This is a genomic window from Halomonas sp. NYA30, assembly GCF_976980765.1.
Genome location: NZ_OZ334477.1, coordinates 2,622,271 through 2,638,006, shown reverse-complemented (window position 1 = coordinate 2,638,006; position 15,736 = coordinate 2,622,271). Strand labels below are relative to the sequence as shown.

18 protein-coding genes are annotated in these 15,736 nt (G+C 52.4%); 14 read left to right on the top strand and 4 right to left on the bottom strand.

Going from position 1 to position 15,736, the window contains the following annotated elements:
• Position 1: 1 nt before the first annotated feature.
• Both ACWI0H_RS12220 and ACWI0H_RS12215 read right to left on the bottom strand, forming a co-directional pair.
• Positions 2–655, bottom strand: coding sequence for a methionine ABC transporter permease (locus ACWI0H_RS12220; protein ID WP_008956224.1), 654 nt, complete (start codon positions 653–655; stop codon positions 2–4).
• Positions 636–1,694: a methionine ABC transporter ATP-binding protein gene (locus ACWI0H_RS12215; protein ID WP_485873560.1), complete on the bottom strand. Its 1,059-nt coding sequence runs from the start codon at positions 1,692–1,694 to the stop codon at positions 636–638. Before ACWI0H_RS12215 ends, ACWI0H_RS12220 begins: the two co-directional genes overlap by 20 nt.
• A gap of 574 nt (positions 1,695–2,268) precedes the next feature.
• Here ACWI0H_RS12215 and ACWI0H_RS12210 point away from each other — a divergent pair.
• From ACWI0H_RS12210 to moaE, 10 genes are all read left to right on the top strand, one after another.
• On the top strand, positions 2,269–2,910 hold the full coding sequence (locus ACWI0H_RS12210; RefSeq protein WP_485876218.1) for a riboflavin synthase subunit alpha: 642 nt from the start codon (positions 2,269–2,271) through the stop codon (positions 2,908–2,910).
• A 201-nt stretch (positions 2,911–3,111) separates the two neighbouring features.
• A complete protein-coding gene (locus tag ACWI0H_RS12205) occupies positions 3,112–4,410 on the top strand; it encodes an NCS2 family permease (RefSeq protein WP_035557474.1) in 1,299 nt (432 codons plus the stop codon).
• Positions 4,411–4,463: 53 nt separating this feature from the next.
• Positions 4,464–5,009, top strand: coding sequence for an adenine phosphoribosyltransferase (locus ACWI0H_RS12200; RefSeq protein ID WP_035557476.1), 546 nt, complete (start codon positions 4,464–4,466; stop codon positions 5,007–5,009).
• A 6-nt stretch (positions 5,010–5,015) separates the two neighbouring features.
• Positions 5,016–5,495, top strand: coding sequence for a xanthine phosphoribosyltransferase (gene gpt, locus ACWI0H_RS12195; protein ID WP_008956229.1), 480 nt, complete (start codon positions 5,016–5,018; stop codon positions 5,493–5,495).
• 2 nt (positions 5,496–5,497) lie between these two features.
• On the top strand, positions 5,498–6,181 hold the full coding sequence (gene ung / locus ACWI0H_RS12190) for a uracil-DNA glycosylase (RefSeq protein ID WP_485876216.1): 684 nt from the start codon (positions 5,498–5,500) through the stop codon (positions 6,179–6,181).
• A 93-nt stretch (positions 6,182–6,274) separates the two neighbouring features.
• Positions 6,275–6,904 (top strand): uracil phosphoribosyltransferase, encoded by a 630-nt coding sequence (gene upp, locus ACWI0H_RS12185; protein WP_339884846.1) that lies wholly within the window; start codon positions 6,275–6,277, stop codon positions 6,902–6,904.
• 87 nt (positions 6,905–6,991) lie between these two features.
• Positions 6,992–8,224, top strand: coding sequence for a uracil-xanthine permease family protein (locus tag ACWI0H_RS12180; protein ID WP_350359339.1), 1,233 nt, complete (start codon positions 6,992–6,994; stop codon positions 8,222–8,224).
• 58 nt (positions 8,225–8,282) lie between these two features.
• Positions 8,283–8,846, top strand: coding sequence for a molybdopterin-guanine dinucleotide biosynthesis protein B (gene mobB / locus ACWI0H_RS12175; RefSeq protein ID WP_035557484.1), 564 nt, complete (start codon positions 8,283–8,285; stop codon positions 8,844–8,846).
• 5 nt (positions 8,847–8,851) lie between these two features.
• Complete coding sequence (moaC, locus tag ACWI0H_RS12170; protein ID WP_101145426.1) at positions 8,852–9,649, top strand: cyclic pyranopterin monophosphate synthase MoaC; 798 nt, start codon at positions 8,852–8,854, stop codon at positions 9,647–9,649.
• Positions 9,650–9,651: 2 nt separating this feature from the next.
• A complete protein-coding gene (moaE, locus tag ACWI0H_RS12165; protein ID WP_035557489.1) occupies positions 9,652–10,107 on the top strand; it encodes a molybdopterin synthase catalytic subunit MoaE in 456 nt (151 codons plus the stop codon).
• 36 nt (positions 10,108–10,143) lie between these two features.
• Here the strand turns inward: moaE and ACWI0H_RS12160 are convergent, their stop codons facing one another.
• Positions 10,144–11,754: a ribonuclease J gene (locus tag ACWI0H_RS12160; RefSeq protein WP_101145425.1), complete on the bottom strand. Its 1,611-nt coding sequence runs from the start codon at positions 11,752–11,754 to the stop codon at positions 10,144–10,146.
• 230 nt (positions 11,755–11,984) lie between these two features.
• On the opposite strand from ACWI0H_RS12160, the gene purU reads away from it, so the two are divergent.
• Positions 11,985–12,839: a formyltetrahydrofolate deformylase gene (gene purU / locus ACWI0H_RS12155; RefSeq protein WP_008956237.1), complete on the top strand. Its 855-nt coding sequence runs from the start codon at positions 11,985–11,987 to the stop codon at positions 12,837–12,839.
• A 24-nt stretch (positions 12,840–12,863) separates the two neighbouring features.
• The gene (locus ACWI0H_RS12150; RefSeq protein WP_101145424.1) at positions 12,864–13,535 is read left to right on the top strand and encodes an energy-coupling factor ABC transporter permease; all 672 of its coding nucleotides are present in this window, start codon (positions 12,864–12,866) and stop codon (positions 13,533–13,535) included.
• A 9-nt stretch (positions 13,536–13,544) separates the two neighbouring features.
• On the opposite strand, the gene lexA is transcribed toward ACWI0H_RS12150, so the two are convergent.
• Positions 13,545–14,225, bottom strand: coding sequence for a transcriptional repressor LexA (lexA, locus tag ACWI0H_RS12145; protein ID WP_035557499.1), 681 nt, complete (start codon positions 14,223–14,225; stop codon positions 13,545–13,547).
• A 269-nt stretch (positions 14,226–14,494) separates the two neighbouring features.
• Here lexA and ACWI0H_RS12140 point away from each other — a divergent pair, with 269 nt between their 5' ends.
• Both ACWI0H_RS12140 and ACWI0H_RS12135 read left to right on the top strand, forming a co-directional pair.
• Positions 14,495–15,172 (top strand): TetR/AcrR family transcriptional regulator, encoded by a 678-nt coding sequence (locus ACWI0H_RS12140; protein WP_035557501.1) that lies wholly within the window; start codon positions 14,495–14,497, stop codon positions 15,170–15,172.
• Positions 15,150–15,686: a L,D-transpeptidase gene (locus ACWI0H_RS12135; RefSeq protein ID WP_101145423.1), complete on the top strand. Its 537-nt coding sequence runs from the start codon at positions 15,150–15,152 to the stop codon at positions 15,684–15,686. Before ACWI0H_RS12140 ends, ACWI0H_RS12135 begins: the two co-directional genes overlap by 23 nt.
• Positions 15,687–15,736 lie beyond the last annotated feature (50 nt).

The window sequence follows — 15,736 nt, the reverse complement described above, 5'->3', positions numbered from 1 at the left end:
TTTATTTACGATCACTCTTGCGCACCAAGTAGTCACCCAGGCTTTGGAAGCCTTGCACCATAACAACCAGAATCACTACCGTAATCAGCATGATGGTGGGGTTGAAGCGGTTGTAGCCGTAGCGAATGCCCAAGTCGCCTAGGCCGCCGCCACCGACGGCACCCGCCATGGCGGAGTAACTGACCAGCGTGACGGCGGTAATCGTTAAGCCAGTCATGATTCCGCCACGGGCTTCTGGGATTAGCACTTTGCAAATGATCTGCCACGGCGTTGCCCCCATGGCTTGGGCGGCCTCAATTAATCCTGGCGAAATTTCATTCAGCGCTGCTTCTACCAGCCGAGCAACAAACGGAATGGCAGCAATAGTAAGCGGCACTGACGCGGCGTTAATACCAATTGAGGTGCCCACCAACATGCGCGTAAAAGGAATAATGGCCACCATCAAAATAATGAACGGAATAGAGCGGCCAATGTTGGTAATAATGCTCAGCAATTGATTGAGCACCGGCTTCGCCAATATTTGGCGTGGGCGGGTGACATACAGCATCACGCCAAGCGGTAGGCCCACTAAGGTGGAAATAAGCCCTGAAACGGCCACCATATAAAGGGTATCCAACGTGGCCTGTAAGATAAGATCAATCATTGCGCTGGACATGGCCGAGTACCTCTACCTGTAGTTGATGAGATTCAAGATAGGTCATGGCTTGCTGAGTTTGCGTCGGCGTGCCCAGCAGCTCAGCGATCATCAGCCCCAAAGTGCGTTCCTGGATCGACTCTACCTTGGCTTGCAAAATGCTGACATCGACTCCGCACTCGCGAGCTAGGCGCGAAATCAGCGGTGTGGAAACTGCGTCGCCAGAAAACGTTAGGCGTACCACCGGGTGTGTATTGTTCCCAGGGGTACCAACGAGCCTTTCTATCAGTTCTTTAGGTGGCGTCAGCTGAAGAAAGTCGTTGAGAAACTCACGGCCAAGCTGGGTGCGGGGGGCAGTAAAGAAGTCGCCGACTTCAGAATCCTCCACCAATTCGCCATCTGAGATCAGGCTGACGCGGTGGCAGATCGATTTCACCACTTCCATCTCGTGGGTGATCAGTAGAATGGTGATCCCCAATTGATGATTAATGTCACGCAGCAGTTCTAATATAGAGCTGGTGGTTTGTGGATCCAGCGCTGAGGTGGCTTCATCGCACAACAATACCTGCGGTTTGCTGGCCAGTGCCCGAGCAATCGCAACGCGCTGTTTCTGGCCGCCCGAAAGTTGGGCGGGGTACTGATCCGCTTTATCTGCCAGACCAACCATTTCGAGCAGTGGAATAACGCGTTCGCGAACGGTATGGCGTTTTTGTCCCATCAGCTCAAGCGGTAGGGCAACGTTATCGAAGACCGAGCGCGTGGTTAGCAAATTGAAGTGCTGAAAAATCATACCGATGCGGTGACGCGCCCGGTTAAGGGCTGCGTTACTCAGGCTTGTCATTTCCTGTCCATCCACTGTCACGGTGCCACTCGTGGGGCGCTCTAGCAGATTAACGCAGCGAATTAGCGTCGATTTCCCCGCGCCAGACAGGCCAATGACGCCGTGAATGGTGCCTTTGGGGACGATGAGGTTGGCTTCTTTAAGCGCATGGATGGCATTGGAGCCGTTGCCTTTGTTGTTGCTGAAATAGGTTTTACTGACGTTGCTAAGTTCAATCATAGCGTCTGCCTTAACGGTAGGCCGAAGACGGAGTGCGGGGCGCAAGCATTGGGCGGGTCAGTGTAGGGCGGGCCAGCAGCGAATGAGAAACAAAAAAGGCCACCCTAATGGGCGGCCATCAACGCTGGACACACCCTTTTAGCTGCACTTCACCGAGTTGGAAACTTGGTGGACGCCCGCAATCTGGGTACAAATCGGCGTCATTACATTTGCGGCAAAAGCTTAGAGATAGGTAGGTGTTTTGTCAATTATAGCCGTCTGATTTTATGTTTTAGGAGCTTACAATAGTCTTTTATTCTATTAGAAAAGAGTGTTTAGGTTTTTAGAGCTGTCGACAGGCTTAGAGGGGCGTGTTCGATGAGAGAAAAACACGCTTACGCAAGACCCTATAAAAACGAGTGACGTAGAATAGAGGGCCTCACGTTTCATGCTCTTATGGAAATCACCATAAGAGTGCACACATAGGGGGCGCCAGTAGTAAGCTTGTGCCCGTGATTTTGGTTATTTTTACCTCCCCGCTTTTAATACTTAGTTTTTTAATACTTAGTTTTTACCCATTAGGAGAATGAGCCATATGTTTACGGGCATTGTGCAAGGGGTCGCCAAGGTAGTAGCGGTGCGTGAGCTGGATGATTTTCGCGTACATGTTGTGGAAATGCCGCCAGCCATGCGCGAGGGGCTTGAGATTGGTGCATCTGTTGCTCATAACGGCGTTTGCTTAACGGTGACGGCCATCGATGGTGATAGCGTTAGTTTTGATTTGATGCGTGAAACGCTGAGATTGACTAATCTTGGTGCAATTGTGCCAGGGCAATGCGTCAATATAGAGCGTGCGGCGCGTTTTGGCGATGAGATTGGTGGGCACTCTATGTCGGGGCACATCATTTCCATGGCAGAGGTAGTGGCTATTGAAGAAGCGCCCAATAACCGTCGATTATGGTTTTCCCTGCCGGAAAGGCTTGGCCGATTTGTGTTCGAGAAAGGCTATATCGGGGTGGACGGTATCAGTTTGACTATCGGTGATGTACGTCAAAGCGATAGCGGAAGCGTAGAGTTTAGCGTCAATTTAATCCCTGAAACCTTATCGCGCACTACGCTTCAGGATCGAGCGCCGGGGGATCAAGTCAATATTGAAATTGATCCGCAAACCCAGGTGATCGTTGAAACGGTAGAGCGCGTGCTCTCTCAAAAAAACGGACGCAGCAACCCTCTTTAGCTTAATCCGCCATTGAATTGACCGATCGGTTAGGTTGTGGCCTGAAGATTGCTTTGTATACAGCGGCGGGGCTGCTCTCGCTTACATGGGTCGCCATGCTGAAGCGCTCGCATCACGGTGAGCGTTTCGGTAGTATGTGCGGCTTTTCTCAGCACCAGAACGCGTGCGCGTGCTGCGTTATCGCTAAGGATAAGAAAATTCATGAAACTTCTGGATAGTTATTTCAAGCTCACTGAGCACAAAACTAATGTGAAAACAGAAGTTATCGCCGGGATCACTACGTTCCTGACGATGGCCTACATTATTTTTGTTAACCCGAGCATCCTGTCTGAAGCGGGCATGGACTACGGTGCGGTATTTGTGGCGACGTGCATAGCCGCAGCGATTGGCTGTTTCGTGATGGGCCTATGGGCCAATTATCCAATCGCCCAAGCACCAGGCATGGGGTTGAATGCCTTTTTCACCTACGGTGTTGTATTGGGTATGGGGTATACATGGGAAGCGGCACTCGGCGCCGTCTTCTTCTCTGGTCTCTCTTTCTTCCTGTTAAGCATTTTTAGAATTCGTGAATGGATTATTAACTCTATTCCCATGACATTGCGACTCGGGATCGCTGCTGGTATCGGTCTTTTCTTGGCGATGATTGCGCTGAAAAATGCCGGTATTGTGGTTGCTAATCCCGCTACCTTTGTTTCTTTAGGTGATCTATCTCAGCCGCCCGCCTTATATGCGCTGTTAGGCTTCTTTGTGATTACCGCGCTTTCTTACCTGCGCGTCACCGGTGCGGTCATGATCGGTATTTTGGGCGTGACAGTGATTGCCATGGTGCTGGGCCATAATGAGTACGGCGGTCTAATGTCGATGCCTCCCTCGATTGCGCCTACATTTATGGCGATGGATTTAATGGGCGCGCTAGATGTAGCGATGCTCAGCGTCATTTTTGCCTTCTTGTTTGTTGATTTGTTTGACACCTCGGGCACGTTGGTGGGCGTTGCTCATCGGGGCAAACTACTGGATAAAGATGGCAAGCTGCCGCGCCTTGGCCGTGCCATGATGGCTGACAGTGCCGCGTCTATGGCGGGTGCTGCATTGGGTACTTCCACTACCACTAGCTATATTGAATCAACAGCGGGCATCGCATCCGGTGGCCGGACTGGTTTGACGGCGGTAGTCGTGGGCGGCCTATTCCTGATCAGCCTGTTCTTCGCACCGTTGGCGGGCTCCATTCCGGCCTACGCTACCGCTGGTGCGCTGCTGTATGTAGCGGTATTAATGACGGGTAGCTTGGCGCATGCTAATTGGGAAGATCCAACGGATGCTGCGCCGGTACTGATTGCTGCTTTGGCAATGCCGCTGACGTTCTCGATTGCCGAAGGAATTGCACTCGGTTTCATCAGCTACGTAGCGATCAAAACGTTATCAGGCCGTTTTAGCGACTTGAATCCGGCCGTTATTATTTTGGCGCTCCTGTTTGCGGTAAGGTATCTCTTCTTGGTTTGATCGGCCTTTTCCGCTTTCTAACTACTTAATTTTACTACTCAATGAGAGACGCGATGAGCATCTACGGCGACTACATTAAGTCCGTTATTCGCACGGTTCCAGATTGGCCTGAGAAAGGCGTGAATTTTCGCGACATCACTCCTTTGCTACAAAATAGCGCGGCCTTTCGCAAGCTGATTGATAGCTTCGTACATCGCTATCAGGAAATGAACCTGGATGCTATCGCGGCAATCGATGCGCGCGGTTTCATTATTGGCGCACCGCTCGCTTATGAGTTGGGGTGTAGCTTTGTGCCGGTGCGTAAGAAGGGCAAGCTACCGTTTAAAACCATCAGCGAGACTTATACGCTGGAGTACGGTCATTCGGAAGTTGAGCTGCACTCCGATGCTTTCCAGAAAGATGACCGTATTCTGCTGATGGATGATTTGATCGCCACCGGTGGCACTATGCTGGCAGCGGCTAACCTTATCCAGCGCAGCGGTGGTCACGTAGTGGAAACGGCTACGATTATTGATCTTCCCGAACTGGGTGGGTCACAAAAAATTCGCGATGCGGGTTACAGCGTATTCGCAGTTTGTTCCTTCAACGAAGACGAGTAGCCCCCAATGAGCAGCGATCGTTATCACCAACACTTCACTGTCTCCTGGGATCAGCTTCACCGTGATGTGCGTACGCTTTGTCATCAGATGATCGAGCGTGATTTTAAGGGCATTGTGGCGATTACCCGTGGCGGTTTAATTCCGGCCGCACTAATCGCCCGTGAGCTTAATATTCGTCTGATCGATACGGTGTGTATTAAGAGCTACGACCATATGGATCAGGGTGGCCTGGATATTATGAAGGGTGTCGACCATGACGGTGATGGCTGGCTACTCGTCGATGATTTAGTCGATACTGGCAAAACTGCACGCGCAGTACGCAAAATGTTGCCTAAGGCACACTTTGTGACCATTTATGCCAAACCGGACGGTCGTCCATTGGTGGATCAATACCTAACGGAAGTAGCGCAGCAGTGCTGGATCCAGTTTCCTTGGGATATGGGTGTTGCTTACGTTGAACCACTCGTCGATCAAATGAAGAGGTAATGATGGCCAATCCACTTCCTGACGATTGGAGTCAGTGGCTGGGTGATGAGTTTAAGGCTGACTATATGCTCGCACTAAAGGAGTTTTTGGCGAAGCAGAAGGCGGCTAAAAAAACCATTTACCCCCACTCAGCGCAATGGTTTCGCGCCTTTGAGTTAACCCCTCTGCATGAAGTGAAAGTCGTTATCTTGGGGCAAGATCCTTACCACGGCCCCAACCAAGCTCATGGCTTGAGTTTCTCCGTACGGCCCGGTGTACAGGTGCCGCCTTCGCTAGCTAACATCTACAAAGAGTTGGCCAGCGATGTCGGCTTTAAACCGGTGCAGCATGGCAACTTGGATAGTTGGGCCAAGCAGGGCGTCCTGTTATTAAACACCTCGTTAACGGTTGAACAAGGGAATGCTGGTTCTCATCGCGGCAAGGGGTGGGAGGTATTCACTGACCGCGCCATTGAAGCCGTTAGCCAGCATGCGTCGCCATGTGTGTTTTTGTTATGGGGAAGTCAGGCGCGCCAGAAGAAAGCATTAATTGACCAGAGTCGCCATTTGGTGCTTGAAGCCCCGCACCCGTCGCCGCTCTCTGCGCATCGAGGGTTTTTTGGCACCCGGCACTTTTCGCAAGCAAATCAATTCCTGCAAGCGCAGGGGCGCACGCCTATCGACTGGCAATTGCCGGAAACCCCTTAACCTCCTATTAGGTTGCGGGTAGAATGTGCGCAATTTTGCGTCTAGTGACATACCCAGATTGTCATTTTGAATCCCCAGCTGTGAGGAAGTCCCATGAGTGTTTACGCCATTAACCATCCGCTTGTTCAACATAAGCTGGGACTGATGCGCGAAGTTGATCTGAGCACTAAGAGCTTTCGTGAGCTGGCAGGTGAAGTCGCTAAGCTATTGACCTATGAAGCAACCAAAGGTCTTGAGCTGGAAGATCACGAAATCCAAGGATGGAACGGCGAGCCGATTGCAACACGACGGCTTAAGGGTAAAAAAGTTACCGTGGTACCGATTTTGCGCGCAGGCTTGGGTATGTTAGAAGGAGTAACAGACTTAATTCCCAGTGCTCGAGTCAGTGTTGTTGGTCTTTACCGCGATGAAGAGACGCTTGAGCCAGTACCGTATTTCGCCAAATTCGCTAACGATATCGAAGAGCGTATGGCAATCGTGATTGACCCTATGCTGGCCACCGGTGGTTCAATGGTGGCTACGTTGGACATGCTGCGTGAGCGTGGCTGTGTGCATATGAAGGTGATTGTGCTTGTCGCTGCCCCTGAAGGCATCAAACGGGTGCAGGAAGCATATCCCGACATCGAAATTTACACTGCTTCGGTCGATGAGCGACTCGATGAAAATGGCTATATCGTCCCTGGGCTGGGTGACGCAGGCGATAAGATTTTCGGAACGCGCTAAGCGCCTTTTTTAAATTAGCCCCTCACGCTTCGCGTTAGGGGCATTTTTTTGCATAGCTGCTCTCTAATAATCACTAGGAATTCTCTAATGCGTGAAGCTACCAGCCAGGTAGAGTCGTGGCCAAAAGTAGTGTTAACCGGTGCACAAATGCTATTTGTGGCTTTTGGTGCCTTGGTATTAGTACCGCTATTAACCGGACTTGACCCGAGTGTCGCACTGTTTACTGCTGGGGCTGGCACGTTGATATTTCATGCAGTGACGAAGCAAAGTGTGCCCGTTTTTTTGGCCTCTTCGTTTGCTTTTATCGCGCCTATTCAGGGGTCGGTAGCAAGCTTCGGTGTGCCGGCCACGATGGGCGGTCTGATGGCCTCAGGGCTGGTATATGTCGCGATCTCACAAGCGGTGCGATTAAAAGGTACCGCTTGGCTGCACCGCTTACTCCCTGCCGTTGTGGTCGGGCCGGTAATCATGGTCATTGGCTTGGCGCTGGCGCCTGTGGCAGTCAGCATGGCAACCGGTGAAACCAGTGACAACATCGGCTATGGTCCGGCCATTTTTCTCTCAATGACCAGCTTGTTGGTGACTTTGTTGCTGGCCGTTTTTGGCCGCGGCCTGCTCCGCCTAGTGCCGATTATGGGGGGTATCGTCACGGGTTATTGCTTGGCGTTGTTAATGGGATTAGTAGATTTTACCCCGGTACGCGAAGCGGCGTGGTTTTCGGTGCCCAGCTTTACCGCACCCAGTTTTCACTGGGCCGCTATTCTATTTATGATCCCGGTCGCTATCGCCCCGACGGTAGAGCACATTGGTGACATGGTTGCTATTGGCTCAGTGACCCGCAAAAACTATTTGGAAAAACCCGGCCTGCATCGCACCCTGTTAGGCGATGGGTTGGCGACCAGTGTGGCAGCGCTATTTGGCGGCCCCCCGAATACAACCTACTCGGAAGTCACGGGGGCGGTAACGCTGACTCGGGCATTTAACCCCAAGTACATGATTGTTGCTGCGATTTTTGCCATTGTGCTGGCGTTTGTGTCTAAGCTTGGTGCGCTGCTGCAGACTATACCCGGCCCGGTCATGGGGGGGATTATGACATTGCTGTTTGGTTCTATTGCGGTCGTTGGTATGAACACGCTAGTGCGAGCAGGGCAGTCGCTGACGGCACCTCGCAACTTAGTAGTGGTCTCGCTCATACTGGTATTCGGAATAGGTGGTATGCAGTTCGGGAGCGGGCAATTTACCCTGCAAGGCGTGAGCTTGGCTGCACTGGTAGGTATTGCGTTGAACTGGCTATTACCCAAGGCGCAAGAGGGCGAGTAAAGTCATCCACTTTAACGCTGTGAGCATCGTATGAATGGCAAGTAGGGGGGTAGGCTGTATGAGTAACGAACTAACCGCATCCTTCCCCATTCTAGGGATTGCTGCCTGGAGCGGTACCGGCAAAACGACACTGTTAGAGAAGCTGCTGCCTCTATTAGCTGCGTATGGTTTGAAAGTAGCCGTGATTAAGCATGCTCATCACTCGTTTGAAGTCGACCAGCCTGGAAAGGATAGCTATAAACTGCGTAGTGCGGGCGCGGCCCCTGTTCTAGTCGCTTCACGGCAACGATTTGCGCTGATGCAGGAAACGCCCGACCAGGAAGAACCCGATTTAGCCAGCTTAATAACCATGATGGTGCCGCACCATCCCGACCTAGTGATTGTCGAAGGCTTTAAAGCTTGGCCGATCCCTAAGCTGGTGCTTTATCGCGATGGCGTAGGGGACTCGGCAATTTTGACCGACCCATGGGTCGAGGCGGTTGCATTAAGCGCGCCATCGCCAATTGATTTAACTTCTTGCGTAGCGCAGTTAAATCTTGATGACAGCGACGCAATCGCGCGCTGGATAGTGACCTGGATAAACGCAAAAAACCAAACTGTGGCTTCAAAAAAGGAAAGGTGACCAGCATGCATCTAACCCACCTCAATACCCGGGGCGAAGCCAACATGGTGGATGTCGGCGATAAACAAGAAACGCGCCGCGAAGCCGTCGCCTCGGGGCGCATTGTAATGCTGCCTGAAACGCTGACATTGCTCAGCGAAGGGGGATTGCCGAAAGGAGATGTCCTCGCCACCGCCCGTATCGCGGGCATTCAGGCTGCAAAACGCACTCATGAATTGATTCCACTCTGCCATGCATTGGCGCTATCAAAGGTGTCGGTTGAATTCGAGATCGACATGGCCGAGTCCTGTGTGCATGTAACGTCGCTGTGTCGTTTAAATGGTCGCACCGGTGTTGAGATGGAGGCGCTTACAGCCGTTTCAGTCGCCTGCTTAACCCTCTACGATATGTGCAAAGCGGTCGATAAGGGCATGCATATTGAAGCGATCCAGCTCGACAGCAAGCAGGGCGGCCAACGCGGGGATTATCAGCGTGTGAATAGGCAGTCGCCTATCGTGACGGGCGAAGGCACCTCAGGAGAAGTAAGCCTGGGTGAGCGCTGTCCTTCCCCCTGCGTGCGGGTTAAATTTCTGGCTGAACTGCGCGAGCGGGTAGGAGAAAGCGAGGCGACTGTTGGGCTGGACCAGCTTGCTAGCCGCGATATCAGTGGTTTAAAGGCAGCGCTGGCCGAGCGCGATGATCGGTTTAAACTGCTTACTGATCAGCGCACGTTATGTGCCATTAATCAGGTAATGGCAAACGATGATGCGCTAGTGACCGATGATGACGAAGTGGCGTTTTTCCCACCGGTCACAGGGGGTTAACGTTGGATATTAAAGTAGCGGTTCAAGCAGCGCCATTCTCGATGGACTACGGCTATAGCGATGCATTAGTCGGGCGCAGCGATATTGGCGCGGTGGTGAGCTTTACCGGACTGGTGCGTGATTTCAACGAGACGCCCGATGTTACGGGGTTAACACTGGAGCATTACCCCGGTATGACCGAGCGCACGCTAACGGAGATTGGCGAGCAGGCGTGGCAGCGTTGGTCGCTACAAGCGGTGCGGATAATTCATCGCGTTGGTTATCTGGGCCCTGGCGACCCCATCGTGCGGGTGCTTGTAGCTAGTGCTCACCGCCGAGAGGCATTTGAAGCCTGCGATTTTATTATGGATTTTTTAAAAACCCAGGCGCCTTTTTGGAAGAAAGAGCACTCCACTCGGGGAGAATATTGGGTCAAAGAACGCCACTCTGACCAACAAGACGCGGCACGCTGGGAGTGAGTTTGCCACGTCTTGCTACTCCGCAATGATGCACCACTAACGATTGGCAGCATTTTCCAGGGTAAGGGCTTCTGGCATTTCGGCGGCCATAATTTGAAGATGCACATCGGGCAGGTGCTGCATATGCTCCGCCAGCCAGTGTACCAAGCGAGGCTGCAATGCTTGGCGAAGGTCGGCCAGTGTGTCGGCGGCAATCTCATCAAGCTGATCATCCAGCCAATCACTAAAGCTATCTTCATCCAGCGGGCTGGCACCCGTCGCATCCAGCATCAAACGTCCAATGCGCGCCCAGCCCGTATCAGTCGCGGTCACCGGCAGTGCTAGGTACAAACTGCCACGACGTGCCGTACTGGCGTCTTTTACTTCCAACCCTGGGTGAGGAACCACGCTGTTTTGGCTGACGATGCAGGGCGGCTGGGGATAGCGTGCCTCGCAGCGCAGCCCTTGGTTATCAAAGCTGATTAAATCGCCATTAACTGGCGACAACGGCGCACTGATCTCTAATTGACGGGCAATTGCCTGATGCGCCTGCTGATGCCTTGCTTCGCCGTGGACAGGCATCAGGTGCTTCGGCTTAATCCATTGATAGAGTTTGATTAACTCATCATGAGCGGGGTGCCCAGTAGCATGTAACTCGGGATGGTTGATTTCGTCGTAAATACGAACACCTAACTGCGCTAAACGTTTTTTTAGCTGTTCAATAGGGCGTTCGTTGCCTGGAATGGCTTTAGCCGAGAAGATGACATTATCGCCGGGCTGAAGATCCACAAAGGGGTGGCGGCCCTGAGCAAGACGCTGAAGCGCGGCACGGGCCTCACCCTGGCTGCCGGTGGCGATAATGACCACTTCATCCGGGGGGAGGTACCCCAGGTCGTGATTGGGTACCAGCGGCGGTAAGTCATCCATATAGCCAAGCCCACGCGCAACGCTAACCATTCGCTCCATTGAGCGCCCCATTAAGCTGATGCGACGGCCACACTGATGCGCTGCGCGCCCGATAGCTAATACCCGCGCAAGGTTACTGGCAAAGCAAGAGACCACCACACGGCCCTGACAGTTGGCGAGGGTTTTTACCAATGCTCTCGCCACATCACCCTCGCTGCCGGAGTGGCCTGGCATGGGGGCGTTGGTGGAATCGCCGACCACTAAATCGACCGGGGCCAGCGCTCTAAACTGCGCCGCGCTTACCGGTAAACCGATAAGCGGCTCAGGATCAAGTTTCCAGTCACCAGTATGTAAAACGCGATAACCACCAGCCATCATCATAATGGCACAGCTTTCGGGTATTGAATGCGTCAACGACAAGTAGCGCAGCGTAAACGGCCCGCTTTCAAGTGCCTCACCTGGTTCGATGACATGAATCGCAGCGCTGCTAAGTTGATGTTCAGAAAATTTAAGGCGTAACAGCCCTGCGGCTAATGGCGTGGCATAAATAGGACAATTCCACATCGGCCAGAGCCAAGCGACGGCGCCAATGTGGTCTTCATGGCCGTGGGTAACAAATAGTGCTTTCGGGACTATCCCTAATGCTTTTGGTGTATCAAGATTAGGCACTTGTAGCGGTGAGTTGGGGAGATCCTGGCGAATCATCATGCCGCAGTCGACGACAATCCAGTGATCATCGTAGCCGTAGAGCGTTAGATTCATACCAATCTCACCGCATCCCCCCAGCGGCAACATGCGCAGCGGAGGACGACGACGGGGACGAATTTGAACGCGTGGAGAGTGCATCAGTTATGAAAAGCCTAAAAAGTAGTGACTCAACTATACGGGAAGGCAGGGGCGGCTAACAATCATCCTTGGCCTTCCGATACACTATGCAACCTAAGCCGTTGGTTTGTCATAATTACCTTAGAAATAGGTCAAGAGTCGCTCACATGTCCCATTATTATCGTTTAGTTGTGTCCTGCCCTGATCGGGTAGGTATTGTGGCCCGAGTATCGAGCTTTATTGCTAAGCAAGGGGGGTCTATCACTGAAGCCAGCCAGCACTCTGATTTAGAAACGGGCTGTTTTTTTATGCGTTACGAAATCTTGGCGGATTCAGTGGGGATGTCGGTAGAAGCGCTACGTGCAGCGTTCGAGCCGGTGGCAATCGAATTCGATATGCAGTGGTCATTGGTGGATACACAGCAGCGCCGCCGGGTGGTATTGATGGTCTCTAGAGAGTCACACTGCTTGGTAGATTTGCTTTATCGCTGGCAGGCGGGTGAGTTGGATTGCGATATTGTTGGCGTCATTTCCAACCATGACGATATGCGTTCATTGACCGAATGGTACGGCATTCCTTATCACTATGTGCCAGTCGACCCCGATAACAAGCAAGTGTCATTTGCCAAGGTGCAAGCAGAAATCGATAGTGCACGTGCTGATTGCGTCGTGCTGGCGCGTTATATGCAAATTCTGCCGCCTGACCTGTGCGCACGCTATGCAGGGCGGGTGATTAATATTCATCACAGTTTTTTACCCTCTTTCGCTGGGGCTAAGCCCTACCACCAGGCATATCAGCGCGGAGTGAAGCTGATTGGCGCCACCTGCCACTATGTTACCGAGGAACTCGACGCGGGCCCGATTATCGAACAGGATATTCATCGCGTTAGCCACTGCCATACCCCAACCGATCTAGTCCGCTTTGGGCGTGATGTTGAAAAAGCCGTTCTCGCACGCGGTTTACGCTGGCATCTTGAGGATCGGGTTTTAGTGCATGGCAACAAGACCGTGGTGTTTAGCTAACGCTCGATAATGTGAGAAGCCGCTATGTCGTTCGCACAAAGTGTACTGGCGCCCTGGGCGCTGATATTCACCTCGCTACTCTCGTTAGGCGTAGTGGTGTGGGCTCTTTGGCGGCGGCCCTGGCAAGTGCTACTGGAAGACACTGCTCTTCAGCACCGTTGGTTAGGCGCAACGCTGGCAGTGGCGCTGATGTGGCAGCTACGCGCTCAGGCGGTCGACTGGCTAACGCTGCATCTCGTCTTTACGGTATTGATGACACTCGTGTTTAAAGCGCCATTAGCGCTGATCAGCAATATACTCATTAATGTGGCAATGGTAATTATCGGCCGCAATGAGTGGACGCTACTGGGGGCGAATGTACTGGTAACGGGCATTGTTCCGGCTGCCATTATTGGCACAGTGTGGCGGCTGGTAGATCGCCGCCTGCCGGATAACCTGATGGTGTTTCTATTTGCCTGCGGATTTTTTGGGGCGGCGTTGGCAACATTAGGGGCAGGGCTGGCTGCCGTGCTGCTGATCATCGTGGCAGGTACAGACCCTAACGCTATCTATCTTGCCCAGGAGTATGCTCGCTTCTTACCTCTACTAATGCCTTCAGAGGCGTTTATTACCGGGATGCTGCTGAGTATTCTGCTGGTCTATCATCCTAATTGGGTGGCCACCTTTAATGACCACCGCTATATCGACATGCAGTAGCGACGGTGGTTAGCCCAGTGCCTGGCCATTACCGCCACGAATAACGCCAACGCCGACACCTTCGATATCGAGTGACTGTGAACGCAGGTCGATTTCAATGGGCGCAAAGTCTGCATTTTCCGCAAATAGCGTTACTTGGTGGCCCTGGCGTTTGAAGCGCTTAACGGTTACTTCATCATCCAGGCGCGCAACGACAATCTGGCCATCGCGCACCCGCTCGGTACGGTGAACTGCCAATAAATCACCTTCTAAAATACCAATATCCTTCATCGAAAGGCCCCGCACACGCAGCAGATAATCGGCTTTAGGAGTGAAGTACTCGGCTGGCAGAGGGCAGTAACGGTCAATATGCTCAGCCGCTAGGATAGGGCTCCCGGCGGCTACTTCGCCAATCACAGGCAGCCCAGCAGGCGAGGCTTCAATATTGGCAGCTGGCAACGCACTTGCGGTGCTGTCTACTAACTCCTGGGGCTCTTGATTGGGTAGGCGAATACCGCGTGAAGTATTGCGAATAATGCGAATAGCGCCTTTACGCTCGAGCGCGCGCAGGTGCTCTTCCGCGGCGTTAGGTGAGCGGAACCCCAGTGCTTTCGCAATTTCAGCACGGGTCGGAGGGTAGCCAAATTCGCCCATGGTCTTAACAATAAAATCAAATACGTGCTGTTGGCGAGCGGTTAGCGGACGCGACATACCAGACTCCAAAAATAGTGAATAGACAGTAACAAATTAAAAGTCGACTTAATCGATAAGTGGTTAAGTATACAGTATGTTCCTCTGTCCAGTACATGTCTTGTCAACCCCCTCTCTAGAAAGGCCCCCGAATTTTTCCTAATCGTTTTAAACTAAGCTTCTACTCATATAGACAGCCATATTTCATCAGAAAATCAAGCGTTGAGCCCACCAGCGATATGGCATAGTATTTTGCTATGTTTTAAACACTCGTTTCCCCGGAGAGCGGCATGGCTCAATCTGATACGGTAACTCGAATACTCGACACCGCTGAAGTGCTGTTTGCTGAGCGAGGTTTTGCTGAAACATCGCTGCGCAACATCACTAGCAAAGCGCGCGTCAATTTAGCGGCGGTGAATTACCATTTTGGTTCCAAAAAAGCCTTAATTCAGGCCGTGTTTTCACGCTATCTGGACCCGTTCACCCAGCGTTTTCATACTGCGCTTGATGAACTTGAAGCCCAGCATGCAGGGCGCGTTATTCCGTTGGAAACGCTACTCGAAACCATGGCGACCACCGTGCTGGCAGTGCCTGCTGAGCGCAACAGTTTAAAGGTGTTTATGCGCTTGCTGGGCCTTGCCTATAGCCAAGCGCAGGGGCATCTTAGGCGTCATATTCAGCAAGAGTATGGTGATGTGTTTACCCGTTTCACCGAGTTAGTGCGTCAAGCCACGCCCGACTTGCCTGACGCGGAACGCTTTTGGCGGCTACACTTTATGCTTGGTACGGTGATTTTTACGCTTTCAGGCCTTGATGCACTGCGCGATATCGCTGAAAAGGATTATCAAGAGCAGGTCACCGTGCGGGATTTGGTTAGGCGGTTGCGCCCAGTAGTGGTGGCTGCCATGAATGCACCGTTGCCCCCAGCACTTGAAGAAGGAAAATATGCGAACGCCCAAGCTCGCTGAGCTTCCCCCTGTAGAGGACATCTGGTTGGAAATCGATACCACACAGCAGCAGCTACGCTGTTGGCGAGGGCCGAAGGTGCTGCATGAGTGTGAGATATCGTCTGGCCTCGCGGGCGTTGGTGAGCACAACGGCAGTGGCAAAACACCCCATGGTTGGCACTATATAAGAGCCGCGATCGGCAACGGGATGCCTGATAATGCGGTATTTCGGGGTCGTCGCTGGACGGGGGAGGCATTTTCTCCTGCGCTAGCTGAAGCATATCCGAAGCGGGATTGGATTTTGACCCGCATCCTGTGGCTATGCGGACTAGAAAAAGGCGTGAACCGTGGTGGTCAGGTCGATTCACAGCGTCGCTATATTTATCTTCATGGTACGCCCCCTGATCAGCCCATGGGCGTTGCTGCATCCCACGGCTGTATTCGTTTACGCAATAGTGATTTGCTCTATATCTTTTCGTTAGCGTTACCAGGTACCCCCGTTTGGTTGCACGGCGGTCGTCAGTCGTTTGACTAATCTGTTTTGACACCGCTAGACGATCGTCTAGAATCACCGCCTCTTTTTTA

Bases quoted from the DNA above. Each gene is read 5' to 3' on its own strand.
- moaC (WP_101145426.1), top strand. From the start codon at position 8,852: ATGCATCTAACCCACCTCAATACCCGGGGCGAAGCCAACATGGTGGAT.
- ung (WP_485876216.1), top strand. From the start codon at position 5,498: ATGGCCAATCCACTTCCTGACGATTGGAGTCAGTGGCTGGGTGATGAG.
- ACWI0H_RS12210 (WP_485876218.1), top strand. From the start codon at position 2,269: ATGTTTACGGGCATTGTGCAAGGGGTCGCCAAGGTAGTAGCGGTGCGT.
- ACWI0H_RS12140 (WP_035557501.1), top strand. From the start codon at position 14,495: ATGGCTCAATCTGATACGGTAACTCGAATACTCGACACCGCTGAAGTG.
- ACWI0H_RS12180 (WP_350359339.1), top strand. From the start codon at position 6,992: ATGCGTGAAGCTACCAGCCAGGTAGAGTCGTGGCCAAAAGTAGTGTTA.
- ACWI0H_RS12220 (WP_008956224.1), bottom strand. From the start codon at position 655: ATGTCCAGCGCAATGATTGATCTTATCTTACAGGCCACGTTGGATACC.
- purU (WP_008956237.1), top strand. From the start codon at position 11,985: ATGTCCCATTATTATCGTTTAGTTGTGTCCTGCCCTGATCGGGTAGGT.
- ACWI0H_RS12135 (WP_101145423.1), top strand. From the start codon at position 15,150: ATGCGAACGCCCAAGCTCGCTGAGCTTCCCCCTGTAGAGGACATCTGG.
- ACWI0H_RS12150 (WP_101145424.1), top strand. From the start codon at position 12,864: ATGTCGTTCGCACAAAGTGTACTGGCGCCCTGGGCGCTGATATTCACC.
- ACWI0H_RS12160 (WP_101145425.1), bottom strand. From the start codon at position 11,754: ATGAATCTAACGCTCTACGGCTACGATGATCACTGGATTGTCGTCGAC.
- gpt (WP_008956229.1), top strand. From the start codon at position 5,016: ATGAGCAGCGATCGTTATCACCAACACTTCACTGTCTCCTGGGATCAG.
- mobB (WP_035557484.1), top strand. From the start codon at position 8,283: ATGAGTAACGAACTAACCGCATCCTTCCCCATTCTAGGGATTGCTGCC.
- ACWI0H_RS12205 (WP_035557474.1), top strand. From the start codon at position 3,112: ATGAAACTTCTGGATAGTTATTTCAAGCTCACTGAGCACAAAACTAAT.
- ACWI0H_RS12200 (WP_035557476.1), top strand. From the start codon at position 4,464: ATGAGCATCTACGGCGACTACATTAAGTCCGTTATTCGCACGGTTCCA.
- upp (WP_339884846.1), top strand. From the start codon at position 6,275: ATGAGTGTTTACGCCATTAACCATCCGCTTGTTCAACATAAGCTGGGA.
- ACWI0H_RS12215 (WP_485873560.1), bottom strand. From the start codon at position 1,694: ATGATTGAACTTAGCAACGTCAGTAAAACCTATTTCAGCAACAACAAA.
- lexA (WP_035557499.1), bottom strand. From the start codon at position 14,225: ATGTCGCGTCCGCTAACCGCTCGCCAACAGCACGTATTTGATTTTATT.